A 19,527-nucleotide genomic window follows, 5' to 3' on the forward strand; every position below is an offset into this window, starting at 1 on the left:
TGTTTCCGCGCCGGCCCCCGCAAATCGGCCGCGATGCCCGGAAAGGCTTCAGAAAACTAGTCTTGAAACGGATCGGTCACAAGTATCGTGTCGTCCCGTTCCGGGCTGGTGGAAAGGAGCGCGACGGGTGCCCCGATCAGCTCCTCGATGTAACGGACATATTTGACGGCCTGCGCCGGAAGGTCGTTCCAGCTGCGCGCGCCGGCTGTGGTGCCTTTCCAGCCTTCGAGCGTCTCGTAGACCGGCTCGACACGCGCCTGCGCGCCCTGGCTGGCCGGCAGATAGTCGATCGTTTCGCCGTCGAGACGGTAGCCGGTGCAGACCTTGATCTCATCCAGCCCGTCGAGCACGTCGAGTTTGGTCAGGGCGATGCCCTTGATACCGTTGACGGCGACGGCCTGGCGCACCAGCACGGCGTCGAACCAGCCGCAACGGCGTTTGCGCCCGGTGACGACGCCGAATTCGTGGCCACGCGTACCGAGAAATTCGCCGATCTCGTTCTTCTGCTCGGTCGGGAACGGGCCTTCGCCGACACGCGTCGTATAGGCCTTGGTGATGCCCAGGACATAGCCGATGGCGCCGGGGCCCACCCCCGAGCCGGCGGCTGCCTGGCCGGCAACGGTGTTGGACGAGGTGACGAACGGATAGGTGCCGTGGTCGATGTCGAGCAGCGTGCCTTGCGCGCCCTCGAACAGGATGCGTTCGCCGGCGCGGCGCTTGTCGTCGAGGATTTTCCAGACGCGGTCCATATAGGGCAGGATCTCATCGGCGACCGAGGTCAGCTCGGTCATGATCGCCTCATGCGTGACTTCGCCATGGCCAAGCCCGCGACGCAGCGCATTGTGATGCGTCAGCAGCCTGTCGACCTTGAGAGGCAGCGTTTCCAAATCCGCCAGATCCATCACCCGAACCGCGCGCCGGCCCACCTTGTCTTCATAGGCTGGGCCGATGCCACGACGCGTCGTGCCAATTTTCGTCCCGGAATTGGAGGCGGCGTCCTCGCGGAATCCGTCCAGCTCCCGGTGCAGCGACAGGATAAGCGCCGTGTTTTCGGCTATTTTCAGGCGGTCCGGCGTGACCTCGACGCCTTGCGCCTTGAGTTTTGCCACTTCCGCGACGAAGGCGTGCGGGTCGAAGACGACGCCATTGCCGATGATCGACAGCTTGCCTTGCCGCACCACGCCCGACGGCAGCAGCGACAGTTTGTAGACCTTGCCGTCGACGACCAGCGTATGGCCGGCATTGTGGCCGCCCTGGAAGCGCACGACCACGTCGGCGCGCTCCGACAACCAGTCGACGATCTTGCCCTTGCCTTCGTCGCCCCATTGCGAGCCGACGACCACCACATTGGCCATGTTTCTTTTCCCTTGAGATGCCGCCCTGGCGGCCTGGATATGGTTCGAAACGACAGGCCTCTATAGCGTCAAGACCTCGCAAGCGCGACCTTTCTTTGCCGCCGAAAATGCCCTGAGGCACAACAATTTTCGGCTTTGACATCATTTACTTGCGTCGGCGGGGGCAATAGGCCGGCAAACACAACTTCCCAGGCGGCCGGAATCCCGCAATGCATCGACGCGCCTACCTGTTCCTGCTGCTGACCACCCTGCTGTGGGGCGGCAATTCCGTCGCCGGCAAGCTGGCGGTCGATCACGTCTCGCCGATGACGCTGGTCTTCCTGCGCTGGGTGCTGGCCGTCGCGATCCTGCTGCCGATCGGCTGGCGCACGATCAGGGAGGACTGGCAGGTGGTGCGCAAACACTGGTTCGTGCTGGCTGCACTTGGCGCCAGCGGCTTCACTCTGTTCAACACCATTTTTTACACCGCGCTCAACTACACGACCGCGATCAATGTCTCGATCGAACAGGCGGCAATGCCGGTCTTGATCATCATTGCCAATTTCTTCTTCTTCCGCCTGCGCGTGAGCTGGGCGCAGATTGCGGGCGTGGTGCTGACCATCTTCGGTGTCATCTTGACTGCCTGCCACGGCGATCCGCGCCGGCTGCTCCCATTGGAACTCAATTTCGGCGACGCCATCATGCTGGTCGCGGTCGTCCTCTACAGCGGTTATTCGGTCGGGCTGCGGCTGAAGCCGGTGATGCGCTGGCAGAGCCTGATGTTGTCCCTGGCGATCGCTGCCCTCATCACCTCGCTGCCGTTCTTCCTGTGGGAGGTCGCCGCCGGCAAGGTTATCGTCCCCGATATCAGCGGCTGGGTGGTCATCGTCTATACCGCGATCGGCGCTTCGGTCATTTCGCAGATCACTTACATCAGGGGCAACGAACTGATCGGCGCCAACCGTGCCGGGCTGTTCATCAATCTGGTGCCGATCTTCGGCACGCTGCTGTCAGTGCTGATCGTCGGCGAGACATTCCAGCTCTACCAGGCGCTGGCGCTCGTCCTGGTGCTGGGCGGCATTTCGCTCGCCGAATACAGCGGGCGCAAGATGGCGGCACCGAACCGCCGCGGATAACATTTGGCTGCTGCCGCGCTGCGCCGCCGTCGCGATAACTGCTGCCGCGCGCCGACCTGGAACATTTTACCTCTGGCGGAGTTTGCTTGCGTGGGAGGCAACAAGATGAGCCATAACCCTCGCAGCACGGCAAGCATTGCCGGTCACCCCATTCACCCAATGCTGATTCCGTTTCCGATCGCCTTCTTTGTCGGCACCTTCGTTTGCGATCTGATTTTCTGGCAAACAGCCGATCCCGGGTGGGTCACCGGATCGCTTTGGCTTCTCGGCGCCGGCCTGATCATGGGCGCCTTGGCCGCTCTTACCGGCCTGACGGATGTTCTCGGCGATGTTCAGATCCGCAATCTCACGACGGCATGGCTCCATGCCGGCGGCAACGTGCTCGTCGTGCTGATCGAGCTTTATAACTGGTACTCGCGTTATGCCGGTGGAGCGGCGGCTGTGATCCCGACCGGCTTTATCTTATCGCTGATCGTGGTTCTGATCCTGCTGTTTACAGGGTGGAAGGGCTGGGAACTGGTCTATCGGCATCGCGTGGGCGTCTCCGACGGCTCAGACGAATTGACCTGAACCGGCCTCTGCGACGGCCGCCCCAATGATGGGGGGAGGACCGCCGCATCCGCCACGCCGTCAACTACATTGCGTTGACGTCGAACTGCAGCCGCTTGGCCGAGTCGATGGACTTGTGCGCCTTGACCTGTTCCAGCACTTTCTCCGGGAACGGCGCGTCGAGATAGAGCAGCGCGATCGCGTCGCCGCCCGGCCGGTTGCGGCCGAGCTGGAAGTTGGCGATGTTGACGCCGTTCTCGCCGCACACCGTGCCGAGCAGGCCGATAATGCCGGGCGCATCGGCATTGGTTGTGTAGAGCATGTGCTGGCCGACCTCGGCGTCGAGATTGATGCCCTTGATCTGGATGAAGCGCGGCTTGCCGTCGGAGAAGCAGGTGCCGGCGATCGAGCGCGTCATGTGCTCGGTCTTCACCGTCAGCTTGATGTAGCCGTCGAACACGCCCGACTTGTCGCGCTTGACCTCGGCGACGATGATGCCGCGCTCCTTCACCATGATCGGCGCCGACACCATATTGACGTCGGCGACCTGCGGCCGGATCAGCCCGGCGAGCGTCGCACTGATCAGGGCGCGCGTGTTCATCGTCGCGGTCGAGCCGTCGAACAGGATCTCGACCTCGTTGATCGGGTCCTCGGTGACCTGGCCGACAAAGGCGCCGAGCACTTCGGCGAGCTTGACGAACGGCTTTAGCCGCGGTGCTTCCTCGGCCGTGATCGAGGGCATGTTGATGGCATTCGAAACCGCACCCTTGATCAGATAGTCGGCCATCTGCTCGGCTACTTGCAGCGCAACATTTTCCTGTGCTTCCGCTGTCGAGGCGCCGAGATGCGGCGTTGCCACCACATTCTCCATGCCGAACAGCGCGTTGTTCTCCGCCGGTTCGACCTCGAACACATCGACGCCGGCGCCCGCCACCTTGCCGCTCTTCAGCGCCGCGACCAGGTCGGCTTCGACGATGAGCCCGCCACGCGCGCAATTGATGATGCGCACGCCGTTCTTCATTTTGGCGATCGCCGCCGCGTCGATGATGTTGCGCGTCTTGTCGGTCAGCGGCGTGTGCAGCGTGATGAAATCGGCGCGGGCGAAAAGCTCGTCCAGCTCGACCTTGTCGACGCCGAGTTCCTCGGCGCGCTTGTCCGACAGGAACGGGTCGAAGGCAACGACATGCATCTTCAGGCCGACGCCGCGCGTGGCGACGATCGAGCCGATATTGCCGCAGCCGATGACACCCAGCGTCTTGCCGGTGATCTCGACGCCCATGAAACGGTTCTTTTCCCATTTGCCGGCATGGGTCGAGGCATTGGCCTCCGGGATCTGCCGGGCGAGTGCAAAGATCATGGCCACCGCATGTTCGGCCGTGGTGATCGAATTGCCGAAGGGCGTGTTCATCACGATGATGCCCTTGCGGCTCGCCGCGGGGATGTCGACATTGTCGACACCGATGCCGGCGCGGCCGACGACCTTGAGTCTTGTCGCTGCGTTGATCAGTTTTTCCGTGACCTTGGTCGCCGAGCGGATGGCAAGACCATCATACTGGTCGATGACTTCGAGCAGCTTTTCCTTGTCCTTGCCGAGATCGGGCAAATAGTCGACCTCGATACCGCGGTCCTTGAATATCTGGACGGCGGTGGTGGAGAGTTTGTCAGAGACGAGAACGCGGGGCGCCATGGCGGCCTCCTTGAACTGGATTGTCGGGAAAGGGCGGCCCGCAGGCCACCACGAAATCTCAGGCTGCGGCCTTCAGCGAAGCCTTCTGCGTGGCGAAGGCCCAGTCGAGCCAAGGCAGCAGCGCCTCGAGATCGGATGTCTCGACGGTGGCACCGCACCAGATGCGCAGGCCGGAAGGTGCATCGCGATAGGATCCGATGTCGTACGCGACGCCTTCCTTGTCGAGCATAGAGACGATCGCCTTGGCGAAAGCCGCCTGCCCGTCGGCGTCGAGCGCCGCGACATCGGCGTCGGTGAAGGACAGACATACGGACGTGTTGGACCGTGTCGCCGCATCGACCGCGAGATGGCCGAGCCAGGACGACTTGTCGACAAAGCCATCGAGCACGGCGGCATTGGCATCGGCTCTGGCAATCAACGCATCGAGACCGCCGATCGACTTCGCCCAATGAAGCGCATCGAGATAGTCCTCGACGCACAGCATCGACGGCGTGTTGATGGTCTCGCCGTTGAAGATGCCTTCGATCAGCTTGCCGCCCGAGGTCAGGCGGAAGATTTTCGGCAGCGGCCACGCCGGCTTGTAGGTTTCCAGTCGCTCGACGGCGCGAGGCGACAGGATCAGCATGCCGTGTGCGCCCTCGCCGCCCAGCACTTTCTGCCAGGAGAAGGTGACGACATCGAGCTTCTGGAAATCGAGCTTTTGCGCGAATGCCGCTGAGGTGGCATCGCAGATGGTCAGGCCCTTGCGATCCGCCGGTATGAAATCGCCATTCGGCACGCGCACGCCTGAGGTCGTGCCGTTCCAGGTGAAGACCACATCGCGGTCGAAATCGATCTTGGTGAGATCCGGCAGTTCGCCATAGCCTGCCTCGATCCTTCTGATATCGGCGAGCTTCAGCTGCTTGACGACATCGGTCACCCAGCCCGAGCCAAAGCTTTCCCATGCCACCATGTCGACACCGCGTTCACCGAGCAGCGACCACAGCGCCATCTCGACAGCACCCGTGTCCGACGCCGGCACGATGCCGATACGGTAATCCGCCGGAACCTGGAGAATTTCGCGAGTCAGCTCGATCGCCTGTTCGAGCTTGGTCTTGCCGATCTTGGCGCGGTGGGAACGGCCGAGCGCGGCATTCTTCAGCGCCTCGACCGACCAGCCGGGGCGTTTTGCGCAGGGACCTGAGGAGAAATTGGGATTTGCCGGACGGAGTCCGGGCTTCGTATGCGTCGTCATCGTGGTCTATCCTTCCAGATAGTGGCCCCTCGTTGGGGAGGGGTGGCCCACGGACGGCGATATGCGTTCAGCCCTCAGGCGTCAAGAGGAAAGTTTTTGTCGCTGACAAGATAGAAGCAGTCCGGGATCAGGATGTCGTGAGCCCAAACGCAAACGGCGGATCGAAGAGATCCGCCGTCGGGTTTCGTATCTGCAGCCAGCCTACCAGAGGTCGTAGCGCAGCCCGAGCTTGACCGTCTGATAATTGATGCCCTTGTGGATGTTGAAGGCGCCGCTGTCATAAGCGACGTATTTGGCGCCCGGCACCGAGAAATATTCGTAGCCAAGGTCAACCGACACGTTCTTGGCCACCTGATAGGAAAGACCGCCCCCGATCGAATAGGCAAGGTTGAATTTGCCCTCCTTATCCGTTGCACCCTCGTAACCGGCCGGATCATCACAAGAGAACCCGCCCGTGCCGGACGAATTGGGGGCCACTTCCACGCAATCCTTCGCCCCAATGCTCCTGTAATATTTATTGTATGCGACACCGACCCCTCCGCCAAGATATGGAGTGATTCCAACATAGGTGCCGAGATCGACATAGCCATTGGCCATGATGCTGTAGCCTTTGTTGGAAGCATTGTCGGAAAGATCGCATGCCTGCGTAGCCGCGACGGAATTGATGGTGCCAAAACCGTCGTCCACAAGCGTATGGCCGTCGCAAGTGGCTGCCAACTTGGCGTGTTCCCCGAATTTGTCGGTCGGAAGAATCCCGCCGTTCAGCTCGACCCGAAGATAGTCGTTGACATGATACCCCATACCGAAACTGCCTGTGAAAAGGCTGCTCTCATCGGTAAAGCTGTTAAGCGGGCCGGTTGTCGCTTCCTCATGCTCGAAGGGATGGCTGAACGCGTAGCCGACATCGCCGCGCAGATACCAGCCCGAGCCGACCTCGACCGGTTGATAGTCCGGCGCCTGATCGACATAGATCGGCGGATCGTAGTCCGCGGCTTGCGCCGGCGTCAGCAGCGCAAGCGCGAGTGCGGCAAGTGCCGGCGCTGTCAGCAATTTGAAATTCATGGGTCCCCGGCTCCTGAAATTGGCGCCCGTCCTTAATCGCGGGCGCCGTTTCAGCAAGCATTGTTAACCATAGTGGTTAAGTCAGGGTTAAGGATAACGGAGCGTTACCGAATTGATTTCGCCGGGCTTTTTCCTGGCGGTCAACGCCGTCTGGAAGGTCTCTTTGAGACCACAAACGAAACCGCCCGGCAAAAGCCGGGCGGTTCGCGAACTGGAAGTTTCGAAGCGTTTACTTGGTGTAGATCGGCTCGGGCTCGGGCTGGTAAGGCTCCGGCGGCGGGGCGCAGTCCGACCGGCCGAACTGGTAGCGCAGGCCGCCGCGCACTTCGTGCACATTGATGCCGCGATCGAAGCCCGGACCAGCGCCGGTGGTGCCGCCCAGTCCAGAAGCGTATTCGAACATGCGGCCGCCATTGATGTGGCTGTAGCGATAGCCGACATCGAGCTTGACGCGGTCGGTCAGGCAGTAGGAGGCGCCGGCCATGAGGGCGTAGGCGAAACGCCAGCCTTTGCCGCCGCGGTGCTCGAACGAACCGTCCCTGTCGGTGTTGTGCAGCGTATCCCACTTCAGCCATGCACCGCCGATGCCGGCGCCGACATAGGGCGTCACGCCGTGCCAAGTACCGATATCGACATAGGCATTGGCGAGGAGCAACAATGCCGAATAGGAGGAAGTGTCGACGGAAGTACAAGGAAGCAGATCGCCGCAGGTTCCGCTGGTCGAGCCGCGGAATTTGGACTTGCTCATCCAGTCGAGTGTGAGATCGGTACGGAAATGCTGGTTGATCTGGTAACCGACACCGGCGCCGGCCGAAAATGCGCTTTTGAGCTTGCCGGTGTCGAAGTCGTTCGTGCCGGGTCCGTAGGTAATATAGTCACCACCGCGGAACTTCGACCAGTGATAGTCGATATCGCCGCGGATGTACCAGCCGCCGAAATCGGCCGGCTGCTCATAGGCGATCGGCGCCGGCGCCTCTTCGACCACTGGCGGCTCCGCCAGATCGGCGGCGAATACTGGCCCGGCCACGCCTGCGAACAGCGCGGCAAGGAAAGCCATTTTTGCTGTATTGAACATGTTTGTCACCCCTGAGAACCCGTCGGAACTTTGAATCCGCTCGAATGTGTTTGACCTCAGTTGTGGATAATGAATTGCAAAAGTTAAAAGGCGTTTAACCCTGTCGATTAACCACGAATTCTCGACATTTTAGCAAACGGCCTCCGCCGGCATGACGCTGGGACCAACCCTGGCCGAAACAAAAAGCCCGCCTGCAGGCGGGCTTGAAGTCTTGAGCCGGCAGTCCGCCCCTGCCGTTGTAGGCAGCGCAATCAGGCGGCGCTGCGCGTTTCCGAAATGATGTCGACGATGTCGTTGACCACGGCCTCGACCAGCTGTGGGTCGTCGCCCTCGGCCATGACGCGGATCAGCGGCTCGGTGCCGGAGGGCCGGATGACCAGGCGGCCGGCCTTGCCGAGACGGTTGCGCGCGTCTTCGATCGCCGCCTTGACCGTGGCTTCCTCAAGCGGCTTGCCGCCGGCGATGCGGACATTCTTCAGCAGCTGCGGTACCGGCTCGAATTTCTTCGACAGTTCGCTGACCGGCCGGTTCTGCCGCTTGATGCAGGCCAGCACCTGCAGCGCCGAGACCAGCCCGTCGCCAGTGGTCGAGAAATCGGACAGCACGATGTGGCCCGACTGCTCGCCGCCGACATTCAACCCATGCGCGCGCATATGCTCAACGACATAGCGGTCGCCGACCTTGGTGCGATGCAGCTGCAGCTTCATGTCGCCAAGGAAGCGTTCGAGGCCGAGATTGGACATCACCGTCGAGACGACGCCGCCGCCGGCCAATCGCCCGCTCTGGTGCCAGGACTCGGCGATCAGCGCCATGATCTGGTCACCGTCGACGATGGCGCCGTTCTCGTCGACGATGACCACACGGTCGGCATCGCCGTCGAGTGCGATGCCGATATCGGCGCGCACTTCATGCACCTTCTTCTGCAGGCCGGCCGGATGGGTCGAGCCGCATTCCTTGTTGATGTTGAAACCGTTCGGATCGACATTGATGGCAATGACCTCGGCGCCCAGTTCCCAAAGTGCGGCAGGCGCCACCTTGTAGGCTGCGCCATTGGCGCAATCCACGACGATCCTGAGACCCGACAGCGACATCGAGCGCGGCAGCGTGCGCTTGGCGAATTCGATGTAGCGGTCATGCACGCCGTCGACGCGCTTGGCGCGGCCGAGCCCGTCGGAATCGGCGAGCGCCAGTTCGATATCCTTGTCGAGCATGCTCTCGATGCGCTCCTCGATCTCGTCGGAGAGCTTGTAGCCATCGGGACCGAACAGCTTGATGCCGTTGTCGTAATAAGGGTTGTGCGAGGCCGAGATCATGACGCCGATATCGGCGCGCAGCGAGCGTACCAGCATGGCGACCGCCGGTGTCGGGATCGGGCCGAGCAGGAACACATCCATGCCGGCCGCGCACAGGCCGGACACCATGGCGTTTTCGATCATGTAGCCGGACAGCCTGGTGTCCTTGCCGAGCACGACGCGGTGGCGATGGCTGCCGCGCTGGAACGACAGGCCGGCGGCCATGCCGACCCGCATCGCAATCTCAGCCGTCATCGGAAACTTGTTGGCGCGCCCGCGAATGCCGTCGGTGCCAAAATAACGTCCTGCCATGCTTGCCAGAATCCCCGTCGGTTTTCAGCCGGCTCGTAATGCCACAATTGGTCCGAGCCCGACTATCACATTGTGTGATTGTATATTACCAATTCTTAGAAAATCATTGTAGCAGGCTGTTCGGAGCGTTGGCAGCGTATCATGACACGGTGTTGCCGCAATATAGCATTCACACTGGGCCACACTGCGCAGATTGGGCCGGTAAGCCGGACTGTTGGAGGGGCAGATCGCAAGGGTCCATCACCTTATCGGGAGAACGCCGTTTAGCATCTGGCGCAGCCTAGCGTTGAGAGCTATTGATTGACACAGGTACAACCTATGGGCGCAGCAACGGGAGAACGCCATGCTCATCCACCGACTTGCAACTTTGACGGGTCTTGCCGTCGCAACCTTGTTCATGGCGGCGCCCGCCAACGCGCTGACCATGGCCCAGTGTAGTACCAAGTATAATGCCGCCAAGGACGCCGGCACGCTGAACGGGCAGACCTGGAATCAGTATCGGAAGGCCGAGTGCGGCACCGACGCGGCGGCCACCACCGAGACCGCAAAGCCGGCGGCCAAGAAGGCCGCTGCGGCCAAGACGGACACGACCAAGGCCGCCGCTGCTGATGACGGCGCCAAGGGTCTGACGGCCAAGGAATGCAGCGCTAAGTACCAGGCTGCCAAGGCCGCCGGTACGCTCAATGGCGCAAAGTGGAACGACTTCCGCAAGACCGAATGCGCCGCCGGCGCATCCGCCTCGGCAGAACCGGCCAAGGCCACGACCAAGGCCGCAGCCACAACCGACGATGGCGCCAAGGGCCTGACGGCCAAGGAATGCAGCACCAAATACCAGGCGGCAAAGGCCGCCGGCACGCTGAACGGCGTGAAGTGGAACGACTTCCGCAAGACCGAATGCGCCGCCGGGGCCTCGGCCGCGGCAGCACCCGCCAAGGCAACCACCAAGGCAGCTGCCGACAGCAGCGGCAAGGGCCTGAGCATGGCCGATTGCAGCGCCAAGTACCAGGCTGCCAAGTCTGCCAATACTCTGGGCGGCAAGAAGTGGAACGACTTCCGCAAGGCCGAATGCGGCGCAGGCGCAGATGACGACGACACCGTGCCCGCTCCGAGCGAGGCGACCTATACCATCGAGCCCGAGAAGCCCTCGGTCACCGCTCCCAAGGGCGTGAAGTTCCCGGCCGCGATCTCGAAGAAATACGCCGGCGAGACGCCGGCCAAGGGCCGCATGCACACCTGCCTCGAGCTCTACTACGCCAATAAGGACGCCAACACGCTGAATGGCCTGCGCTGGATCCAGAAGGGCGGCGGCTTCTACAGCCTCTGCAATGCCAAGCTGAAGAGCTGATCGCGTAGCCATATTCTCCAGACAGAGGCCCGCGCATCGCAGCATGCGCGGGCCTTTTTATTGCGCTCGAACACACCCGGCGTTGATCGACGTCTACATATCGCGGAAGCTGTCGGCATCATCTATTCGCCCACACTGCCCACCCCAGACATATCGGTGGTTCGCAAAGATTCCAACTGAACATATGCAGAACAAATGGTATACAAAAGGACATCGAACTTTTGTCAACCAGGAGGGTCTTATGTCCAGATTGAAATTGGCGGCATTGGCTGTGACGGCATGGATTGCGTGGAGCGTCACCCCTGCAAGCGCACTGACAATGAAGGAATGCGGCGAGGCTTATCGCACAGCCAAGGAAGGCGGCACTCTGAACGGCATGGATTGGACCGCTTTCCGCACAGAGAAGTGTGCGACGTCAGCTGCGGAGAGTGCCAATGCGGATGCGGTCAAAACCGAGCCGCAGCCGCAGAAGGAAACCAGCGCGGCGGTCGCCCTCGCTGTAGCGCCGACGGGCGTGACATTCCCGACCACCCTCGCCGCCGAATTCAAGACCGAGAAGCCCTCGAAGGCGCGGATGAAGACATGCCTGCAGGGCTACCACGGCAACAAGGACGCGGGTACGTTGAACGGCCTTCGCTGGATCCAGAAGGGCGGCGGCTATTACAGCCTCTGCAACGCCAAGCTGAAGAGCTGATCGACCAGCAGCGTTTGAAGATCGAAGGCCCCCAACCGCAAGGTTGGCGGGCCTTCTCTTGGGTCTTCCCCGTCAAGCGCCTTGTTTCGAGAGCAGTGCGACCAGGCTTGTAAGATCGGCATTGGCCTGGCCGGCAGCCACCCCGCGCTTCATCAGGCTTTGCATCGGCAAGACGAGTTCGGTGCTGACGTCAGCCGACCTGCTGGCATCGATGAGATTGACATAGGCATCAGCCTGCATGCCCAGGTTGGAAACGACATTGCTGGTGTGATCGCCACTGTCGATCTGTTCCGCCCACTTCGGCAGCAGGCCTTGCATCGACTGAAGCCAGGAGGCCAGCAACGGCATGAACTCGCCGGCCGGGATTCCTGCTGCGCCCGTCAATGCCAACGCCTGCAGAACGCCCGCGAACATGCCGTACATGCCGGTCAGAAGCGAGATATCATAGAGCGGCGCGAGGCCTGGATCCTCACCGAGGAATTTGCTGGTGCCGAGCGCTCCGAGCTGCCCCGAACAGGCATCGAACGCCTGGCGCGAACCGCTGTAGAGAATCAAGGCGTGCGGCCCGCCGATCATCGGCGGCACCGCCATGATGCCGCCGTCGATATAGCTGGCGCCCTGGCTCACCGCCCAGCCCGACATCGCCCGCGCCTGCTCGGGCGTGCCGTTGGTGAGATTGACCAATGTGCGGCCCGACAGCGCGGCTCGGCTTGGGCCGAGCACCTCACCAACGGTGTCATAGACAAGCAGGCACGCCACGATCAGTGGACTCGATCTGACGGCTTCCTCGACACTCTTGGCCACAATGGCGCCCTTGGCTGCCAAAGCCTCAGCCCTTGCCGGAGAACGGTTCCACACCGTCACCCCATGTCCCTGGTTCAGAAAGGCTTCGGCAAGCGCCGTGCCCATGGCGCCGAGACCGATCACTGTTATGTCGCTCATTCTGCTTCTCCTTGGTTTGGTTGCGCGGTTACGCCGGTGTCGGGCTCAGGTCCTGGCCAAGGCCACCGTCCACGGTCAGCCGCGCGCCCGTGGTGAAGGTCGCGTCGAACGCCAGGAACAGCACTGCGCGCGCCACCTCCTCCATCGTGCCGTGGCGCTTCATCGGCGTGACCGCGTCGCCGATCGCCATGAAGGCGGCCCGCTCCTCGGCCGAGGCGTCCGCCACACCCATCGTCGGCGTATCGATGAAACCAGGGCTGACCACATTCACGCGGATGCGGCGCGGCAGAAGCTCGGCGGCCAGGACCTTGGCGAAGGCGCGCAGTGCCGCCTTCGATCCGGAATAGACGCTCATGCCGCCGGTGCCGGATTCGTCGGCGATCGACGAGGTGAAGACTATGGCGCCACCATCCCTGATGAGGGGCAGCAGGCGCTGCGCGGTGAAGAATGCGCCTTTGGTGTTGATGTCGAAGGTGCGATCGTAACTGTCCTCGGTGACCCGCTCCACAGGTTCGAGATTGGCCACCCCGGCATTGACGTGAAGGAAGTCGATCTGGCCAAGCTTCTGCCCCACTTCGGCACCGAGCGTGACGATATCGGCCATGTCTGAGATATCGGACCGCACGACATGAGCTCGCGAAAGCAGCTTGGCTCGCGCGGCCTCGATGTTGCGCTGGTCGCGGCCGGTGACCAGGACCTCGGCGCCGCTTTCGATCAGGGCTTCGGCAACGGCGAGCCCCATGCCGTGCGTCCCGCCGATGACAACGGCCTTCTTGTTTGCATATCGTGTCATGATCCATCCGTTTTTGACAAAATCCGGCCGCCGACGGCCTTTGCAGGTCGAAGCGAGGTACCGATATGATGTTGTGGTGTTCGCCGATGCCGGCGAGCTGGTTTGAAGCTATGGACCGGCTTGGTTTTTCTCAAGTACCGACAAAAATGTAAGCTACCCACCGATTGCTCAGAATTGGATGAAACATGGGAAAGAAACAGCCAGATAGTTGCGGATTGGGGCCGGCGCTGGAGGTCATCAGCGGCAAATGGAAGGCGCTACTGCTCTGGCAGATTCACAAGGCGCCGGCACGATTCGGTGAGCTGAAGCGGCTGGTGCCTGACATCAGCGAAAAGATGCTGATCCAACAGCTGCGCGAAATGGAGGCCGACGGCATCGTCCATCGCGAAATCTTTCCCGAGGTGCCGCCGAGGGTCGAATACTCGATTACCGAATTCGGCATCGAGCTGGACAATGCCCTGATCCCGCTGGCCAGATGGGGCAAGCAACATGCTGGCCGGACTGACGGTGTGCGCCCCGGCAAAGCAAATGCATCCGTCCCGCATGCTCTTTGAGAGACCCTGAATAGCAAAACGCCGCGGATTGAGCCGCGGCGTTTTCTTGCATCAAGTGATGTCAGCTCAGCTCGACGGCTGAGGCTCCATGCCGCCTTCGGGCTCGGGACCCTTCTTGCGGCGGCCGGACTTCGGCACAGCCGAGCCGCGGCTTGTGGGGGTGTCATCCCCCAAATCTCGCGCGGGCTTCTTCCCGGCGATCAGCTGCTTGATCTCTTCGCCCGAAAGCGTCTCGTATTCGAGCAGGCCCTGCGCCAGAGCGATCCATTCCTTCTTCTTCTTGGTCAGGATGGACTTGGCCGTGACATAGGCCTCGTCGATCAGCCGGCGCACTTCGGCGTCGATGATCTGCGCGGTCTCTTCCGAGACGTTCTGCGTGCGCGCCACTGAATGGCCGAGGAAAACCTCTTCCTGGTTGTCGCCATAGGCGACATGGCCGAGCTTGTCGGAGAAGCCCCAGCGGGTGACCATGGCGCGCGCCAGTTTGGTCGCCTGCTCGATGTCCGAGGAGGCGCCCGAGGTGATGTTCTCCTTGCCGAACTTGAACTCCTCGGCAACGCGGCCGCCCATCATGATGGCGAGCCGTGAGATCATGTATTTGTAGCTCATCGAATAGCGGTCGCCTTCCGGCAGCTGCATGACCATGCCGAGCGCGCGGCCGCGCGGGATGATGGTCGCCTTGTGCAGCGGATCGGCCGACGGCACGTTGAGCGCCAGGATGGCATGGCCGGCCTCGTGATAGGCCGTGAGCTCCTTTTCGGCCTGGGTCATGGCCGACGAGCGGCGCTCGGCGCCCATCATGATCTTGTCCTTGGCGTCCTCGAACTCGGCCATGGTGACAAGGCGCTTGTTGCGGCGCGCCGCCATCAGAGCGGATTCGTTGACCAGGTTCATCAGGTCGGCACCCGAGAAGCCCGGCGTGCCGCGCGCGATCACCTTGAGGTCGACATTCGGCGCCAGCGGCACGTTGCGCACATGCACCTTGAGGATCTTCTCGCGGCCGACGATGTCGGGGTTCGGCACCACCACCTGGCGGTCGAAACGGCCCGGACGCAACAGCGCCGGGTCGAGCACGTCGGGCCGGTTGGTAGCGGCGATCAGGATGATGCTCTCGTTGGACTCGAAGCCGTCCATCTCGACCAGCAGCTGGTTCAGCGTCTGTTCGCGCTCATCATTGCCGCCGCCGAGGCCGGCGCCGCGATGGCGGCCCACAGCGTCGATTTCGTCGATGAAGATGATGCAGGGAGCATTCTTCTTGGCCTGGTCGAACATGTCGCGGACACGGCTTGCGCCGACGCCGACGAACATCTCGACGAAGTCGGAACCCGAAATGGTGAAGAACGGCACATTCGCTTCGCCGGCGACGGAGCGGGCGAGCAGCGTCTTGCCGGTGCCGGGAGGTCCGACCAGAAGCACGCCGCGCGGGATCTTGCCGCCGAGGCGCTGGAACTTCTGCGGATCGCGCAGGAACTCGACGATCTCTTCCAGATCTTCCTTGGCCTCGTCGACGCCGGCGACATCCTGGAAGGTGACGCGGCCATGCGCCTCAGTGAGAAGCTTGGCCTTCGACTTGCCGAAACCCATGGCGCGGCCGGAGCCGGACTGCATCTGGCGCATGAAGAATATCCACACGCCAAGGATCAGGATCATTGGCAGGTAGGAGATCAGATAGCTGAACAGCGAGTTGGAACCGTCCGACTCAGGCCGCGCATTGATGGTGACGTTCTTGTCCTGCAGCCGCGAGACCAGCTGCGGATCGCCAGGCGAATAGGTCTGGAAGCCATTGGCGTTGTCGGCGTAGGTGCCCGTGATGCGGGCGCCGGCGATGACCACCGTCTTGACCCGGCCGGCCGCGACCTCTTGCAGGAACTGCGAATAGGGAACGTCGGTCGAGGCCCCGCGAGTCTGCGGCGTCTGGAACAGATTGAAGAGAGCAATGAGCAGGACCGCTATGATCGCCCAGAGCGCGAGATTGCGATAATTCGGATTCATCAATTGTCCCGTTGGTGCCCGCTGGGACACGCGTCATGAGAGGAAACTTGCGCCTAACATAGGGAGAGCGCCCCCCCTTGCCAAGCATAACAGCACGTCTGGGTTAAGCTTTCGCGCCATGATCAACCGGCACGGTGGCGGCCAAAGGGCAAGCCGGAACAGGCGGTGCGCCGATCAACTCGGCGACGGCCTGCGCCAACACCAGATCGAAGCAAGGCAGGAAACGGGCAAAGGGGGCAGCGGCGGGGCTGACCGCGATTGCCGCCGCCGCCGCTACATCCCCTGCAAAACCACGGCATTCGCCGCCGCGCCACAGCGCCGGTTCCGCAGCCAGGGCGGCGCGCACAAGGCTTGGCGGCGCGCCATCCCCGGCAATCGGCGTTTTGGCGGCGGCAGCGGCGCCAAGCGGCGCGATCAACCATGCACCCGGACTGTCATCCAATGTGATCGCCCCGGCTTCGATGTCTGGCGTGATCCGCCGGCGACCGTCCCAGAGCAGAGTGCCAGCTGCCGGCGCGGAACGCGGCAGGTCGCGCGATTCACGGCGCAGGAAGATGCCGTTTCGCCTGATATCGACGACCGTCCGCGACAATGTGGCGCAAAGCGGTCCGGCCCGCATTTGCTCGAACAGCGCTTCGCCGCGCGCCTGGTCCGGCAACAAGGCGGTGCCGCCCGTCGCCGCCAGCAGAACACGCAGCGCATAGACCGCGGCTCGCGTTTCGTCAGCTTCGGCAAAACCGGGATCGAGACGGATGAGACCCCTCGCCGGCCGGCTGGCAAATTCACCGATCAGGGCGGCGGCGCGGCGACCGAGTTCCTCGCGATCGCCGGCAGCCCGCCCAGCCAGGCCGATTGCCTCGGCAAAACGCTGCCCGCTCCGGTCTTCGCCGAGCACGGCCCGGATGCGCGGGCGTTCGAAATTCGTGTCGATGTTGGTCGGATCCTCGACCCAGCCGACATGTTCGCGCTGCAGGAAGGCGCGCAACGCCGCGCGCCGAGCGCCGAGCAGCGGCCGCGCGATCCAGGTCCGCCAGTCATACAGAGTGGCAGGCGCCATGCCGGCCAGACCTCGGCCTGCAAGCTCTCGCCCATCATTCCGCGCGGCTCGCATCAGGACGGTCTCGGCCTGGTCGTCGGCGGTGTGGCCGGTCACGATCACACCAATGCCTTGCGCCTGCGCTGCCTCGGCCAGCAACCGGTAGCGCGCCTCGCGCGCCGCCGCGGGCAGGCCGGCCGACGGCTTGGCGCCGGACCAGTTGAGCGTCCGGTGCGCGATGCCGCGCTCGGCACAAAGCTTTGCCACGCTGCGCGCTTCGACTGCTGCTTCCGGACGCAGGCCGTGGTCGATCGTCACCGCCAGCAGCCGGGCTGTCGGGGCGCTGCGGTCGAGGTGAGCCTTGAGGAGAAGAAGGAGGGCGGTCGAGTCGCTGCCGCCGGACACGGCCGCAAGCGCGCCGTTGGTAAAGTCGATCTGCGAAAAATTCGAAAAGTCAGGCTCGGTATCGAGCATCAATGCATGTCGCGCAAAAGTGGTCCCGGTTCAGGGACGACACGGCAAAGACTAGCACGCCGCCAGCGCCCTCTCCTGCTTGACGCGTTCCTTGAGCGCGGCCGAAATATCGGGATAGCGCTTGCCGATCTCGCCGAAGGTGGCGCAGGCGACATCCTTCTGCTTGAGGCCGACCAGCGACACGCCAAGCTTCAGGAGCATGTCAGGCGCCTTCTTGGCCTTCGGATAGTCCTTGCTGGCGGAGAGGAAAACCTCGGCAGCGTCATGATACTTCTGCTGGCCAAGCAGCGATTCGCCAAGCCAGTAATGCGCGTCCGCCGCCTTGGCGTCCTTCGGGAACCGGGCGATATGGTCGCGAAAACCCTGCTCGGCGGTGCTGTAGTCGCCCGACAGGATGAACTGGTAGGAGTTGCGGTAGATCTCTTCCGGGTTGTTGGTGGCAGGCAGCGCCGCCACCACCGTGCCGTCGGACTTGCCGGTCTTAGCCCCGGTAGCCGGCGCCTCGGCGGCGGGAGCCGCACCTTCCGCCGGCGCGGTTGCCTGCGTGTTGCCGCCGGCGTCGATTACATTGCCGTTCTTGTCGACGGTGATGGTGCCGAAGGTCTTGGGCGGCGTGCCGTTGATCACCTTGCCGGGATCGCCGGTCTGCGATTCGACGATGACCTCGCCGACGCTCTGGCCGCCATCCGGCTGCGCGCCGGCATCGGCCGGCGCCTGGTCTGCCGGGGCCTCGGCGACGCCGGTGCCCGCGCCACCGTCCTGCGGCGCGGCCTCCGATTTCTTCTGGGCCGGCGGCTGCCCGCTGGAGCCGCCTTCCAACTGCTGGAAGCGGAACTCGTTGTCTTCCTGCTGCTTGCGCATCTGCTCCTGCATCTGCAGGATCTGGAAGTTGAGTTCCTCGAGCTTGCCGTTCATCTGCCGGAGCTGATCTTCCAGCCCCGCGGCGGCGGTGCCGTCCTGCTGCTGCGCGATCTGTTGCTGCTCCGGCTTCTCCTTCTTGCCGAAAATGCCGAGCGTCGGCAGATGGAAGGAAAAGCCGCTATCCGCGGGTTGTCCGGTGCCGCTCGCAGAAGCCGCGAAGCCTGATACGAGCAGCAGCGCAAGCGTGCCGCTCAAGACCGATCTGAAATGCATGTGCCTCTCGCCGTGAATATCGTGAGCCTGTTCGCGCCTTCCGATCACAGTGGGACCGGCACGACGCCCTCGGCTCTTAGCAGGAGGCGAGACTTCGGCCAAATTTTGTTTCCGGGTTTGTTTCCGGGGCCGAAACTGAAAAAGGCGGCCACAAGGCCGCCTTTCGCATGGAGGTGTTGCAATTATGCGACTAAGGCCGCCGTCTTACTCATCAGGAGCCGGCGCCGGAGAGCGTGGTGACGGCGCGGCGATTCTGCGACCAGCAGGAGATGTCGTCGCAGACCGCGACCGGACGTTCCTTGCCGTAGGAAATCGTCTTCAATCGGCTCGCCGAGACGCCCCTGGCGACCAGGAAGTCGCGAGTGGCGGCGGCGCGGCGGGCGCCGAGAGCCAAATTGTATTCACGCGTGCCGCGTTCGTCGGCATGGCCTTCGACGATGATGGCGTACTGCTTGTACTGGTTGAGCCACTGTGCCTGCCGCGACAGCGTCGTCTGCGCATCGGCGCGGATCGCGGTCGAGTCCGTGTCGAAGAAGATGCGGTCACCAATGTTGACGGTGAAGTCCTGCGCCGAGCCCGGCGTTGCGGCACCCGCGCCATTGAGACCGAGATCGGCAGCGTTGTTCGGGGTTTTCTTCGAGGCGCAACCGGTGATGGCGAGCATTGCGATCAGGGCGATCATCGCCGGGTTTCTGGTAAGTGCTGCGATACGGCCCATGCCGCCTCTCCTTCGTATTCGAGTGATCGTATTTCGAGTGATTTCGTTGATCACCCAGTAACCACGTTTGGGTTAACCGGCATTCAAGAAACACGGTTAAAATTTGGTTTCAGCCGCCGTCCCGGCCAAAATGACCTGATGCCACAATGGTCGCGGACCGTAGG

General features: G+C 62.7%; 17 protein-coding genes. 5 read left to right on the top strand and 12 right to left on the bottom strand.

Translation table 11 applies throughout. The features are described 5' to 3' along the window. Nucleotides 1-56: 56 nt before the first annotated feature. Complete coding sequence (locus NKJ64_RS07005) at nucleotides 57-1,355, bottom strand: adenylosuccinate synthase (protein WP_023684197.1); 1,299 nt, start codon at nucleotides 1,353-1,355, stop codon at nucleotides 57-59. Between the two features lie 209 nt (nucleotides 1,356-1,564). On the opposite strand from NKJ64_RS07005, the gene NKJ64_RS07010 reads away from it, so the two are divergent. Next, nucleotides 1,565-2,470: a DMT family transporter gene (locus NKJ64_RS07010; protein ID WP_023726194.1), complete on the top strand. Its 906-nt coding sequence runs from the start codon at nucleotides 1,565-1,567 to the stop codon at nucleotides 2,468-2,470. Between the two features lie 105 nt (nucleotides 2,471-2,575). Then, complete coding sequence (locus tag NKJ64_RS07015) at nucleotides 2,576-3,040, top strand: DUF2231 domain-containing protein (RefSeq protein WP_023726193.1); 465 nt, start codon at nucleotides 2,576-2,578, stop codon at nucleotides 3,038-3,040. 64 nt (nucleotides 3,041-3,104) lie between these two features. Here NKJ64_RS07015 and serA read toward each other — a convergent pair whose 3' ends face one another. The 5 genes from serA to glmM all read right to left on the bottom strand — a co-directional run bounded on the left by serA (nucleotide 3,105) and on the right by glmM (nucleotide 9,681). Then, a complete protein-coding gene (gene serA / locus NKJ64_RS07020) occupies nucleotides 3,105-4,706 on the bottom strand; it encodes a phosphoglycerate dehydrogenase (protein WP_023726192.1) in 1,602 nt (533 codons plus the stop codon). Nucleotides 4,707-4,764: 58 nt separating this feature from the next. Then, nucleotides 4,765-5,940, bottom strand: coding sequence for a phosphoserine transaminase (locus tag NKJ64_RS07025; protein ID WP_023726191.1), 1,176 nt, complete (start codon nucleotides 5,938-5,940; stop codon nucleotides 4,765-4,767). A 201-nt stretch (nucleotides 5,941-6,141) separates the two neighbouring features. Then, a complete protein-coding gene (locus NKJ64_RS07030; protein WP_023694608.1) occupies nucleotides 6,142-7,002 on the bottom strand; it encodes an outer membrane protein in 861 nt (286 codons plus the stop codon). Nucleotides 7,003-7,231: 229 nt separating this feature from the next. Further along, a complete protein-coding gene (locus NKJ64_RS07035) occupies nucleotides 7,232-8,077 on the bottom strand; it encodes an outer membrane protein (protein WP_023806565.1) in 846 nt (281 codons plus the stop codon). A 251-nt stretch (nucleotides 8,078-8,328) separates the two neighbouring features. Then, the gene (glmM, locus tag NKJ64_RS07040; RefSeq protein ID WP_023728611.1) at nucleotides 8,329-9,681 is read right to left on the bottom strand and encodes a phosphoglucosamine mutase; all 1,353 of its coding nucleotides are present in this window, start codon (nucleotides 9,679-9,681) and stop codon (nucleotides 8,329-8,331) included. Between the two features lie 343 nt (nucleotides 9,682-10,024). Between glmM and NKJ64_RS07045 the strand changes: the two genes are divergently transcribed. Both NKJ64_RS07045 and NKJ64_RS07050 read left to right on the top strand, forming a co-directional pair. After that, complete coding sequence (locus NKJ64_RS07045; protein WP_352462216.1) at nucleotides 10,025-11,026, top strand: hypothetical protein; 1,002 nt, start codon at nucleotides 10,025-10,027, stop codon at nucleotides 11,024-11,026. Nucleotides 11,027-11,267: 241 nt separating this feature from the next. Further along, nucleotides 11,268-11,720 carry a hypothetical protein gene (locus NKJ64_RS07050; protein WP_023829275.1) on the top strand — a complete coding sequence of 151 codons (453 nt, stop codon included), beginning with the start codon at nucleotides 11,268-11,270 and terminating at the stop codon, nucleotides 11,718-11,720. A gap of 72 nt (nucleotides 11,721-11,792) precedes the next feature. On the opposite strand, the gene NKJ64_RS07055 is transcribed toward NKJ64_RS07050, so the two are convergent. Together NKJ64_RS07055 and NKJ64_RS07060 are read right to left on the bottom strand one after the other, a co-directional pair. After that, nucleotides 11,793-12,662, bottom strand: coding sequence for an NAD(P)-dependent oxidoreductase (locus NKJ64_RS07055; RefSeq protein ID WP_352462217.1), 870 nt, complete (start codon nucleotides 12,660-12,662; stop codon nucleotides 11,793-11,795). A 28-nt stretch (nucleotides 12,663-12,690) separates the two neighbouring features. Beyond that, entirely contained in the window at nucleotides 12,691-13,455 is a 765-nt protein-coding gene (locus NKJ64_RS07060) for an SDR family oxidoreductase (RefSeq protein ID WP_023744988.1), read from the bottom strand. Nucleotides 13,456-13,670: 215 nt separating this feature from the next. On the opposite strand from NKJ64_RS07060, the gene NKJ64_RS07065 reads away from it, so the two are divergent. Continuing rightward, complete coding sequence (locus NKJ64_RS07065; protein WP_023673597.1) at nucleotides 13,671-14,009, top strand: winged helix-turn-helix transcriptional regulator; 339 nt, start codon at nucleotides 13,671-13,673, stop codon at nucleotides 14,007-14,009. 66 nt (nucleotides 14,010-14,075) lie between these two features. On the opposite strand, the gene ftsH is transcribed toward NKJ64_RS07065, so the two are convergent. The 4 genes from ftsH to pal all read right to left on the bottom strand — a co-directional run bounded on the left by ftsH (nucleotide 14,076) and on the right by pal (nucleotide 19,363). Then, complete coding sequence (gene ftsH / locus NKJ64_RS07070; RefSeq protein WP_352462219.1) at nucleotides 14,076-16,001, bottom strand: ATP-dependent zinc metalloprotease FtsH; 1,926 nt, start codon at nucleotides 15,999-16,001, stop codon at nucleotides 14,076-14,078. Between the two features lie 103 nt (nucleotides 16,002-16,104). Beyond that, nucleotides 16,105-17,511 (bottom strand): tRNA lysidine(34) synthetase TilS, encoded by a 1,407-nt coding sequence (gene tilS, locus NKJ64_RS07075; RefSeq protein WP_352462220.1) that lies wholly within the window; start codon nucleotides 17,509-17,511, stop codon nucleotides 16,105-16,107. 51 nt (nucleotides 17,512-17,562) lie between these two features. After that, nucleotides 17,563-18,645 carry a tol-pal system protein YbgF gene (gene ybgF, locus NKJ64_RS07080; protein ID WP_352462222.1) on the bottom strand — a complete coding sequence of 361 codons (1,083 nt, stop codon included), beginning with the start codon at nucleotides 18,643-18,645 and terminating at the stop codon, nucleotides 17,563-17,565. A gap of 211 nt (nucleotides 18,646-18,856) precedes the next feature. Further along, nucleotides 18,857-19,363, bottom strand: a complete 507-nt coding sequence (gene pal, locus NKJ64_RS07085) for a peptidoglycan-associated lipoprotein Pal (protein WP_352462224.1) — start codon at nucleotides 19,361-19,363, stop codon at nucleotides 18,857-18,859. Nucleotides 19,364-19,527 lie beyond the last annotated feature (164 nt).

This window comes from Mesorhizobium sp. M0062 (assembly GCF_040323125.1).
In the GTDB taxonomy this organism is placed as follows: Bacteria; Pseudomonadota; Alphaproteobacteria; order Rhizobiales; family Rhizobiaceae; genus Mesorhizobium.